Annotated in this window: 1 pseudogene; it reads left to right on the top strand. The window is 62.4% G+C overall.

The window, feature by feature from the left end:
* A pseudogene (locus tag HBA93_RS22825) lies at positions 1 to 245 on the top strand (TonB-dependent receptor); the annotation flags it as partial.

Here is a 245-nt window from a genome sequence, read left to right as displayed (position 1 = left end):
GGGCAGTCTCTCTTCTGCGCAGGCTTTGCAGACAATGCTGGCGGGCACCGGTATTCCGGCACGCGTCACGCCAAGCGGACAGGCTGTGATCGGCCATGTTAATGCGGGCGGCGGTATTGCGCCTGATGGCTCGGTGGTGCTTGGCACAATTGTGGTTGATATAGGCGGGGCTAAGGGCGATGTTCCGCCGGCTTATACAGGCGGGCAGGGTGCCACGGGGAGTCGCGTTGGGTTGCTGGGCAATA

This window comes from Ochrobactrum sp. SFR4, assembly GCF_019730395.1.
GTDB lineage: Bacteria > Pseudomonadota > Alphaproteobacteria > Rhizobiales > Rhizobiaceae > Pseudochrobactrum.
This window is presented reverse-complemented; position numbering and strand designations above follow the sequence as displayed.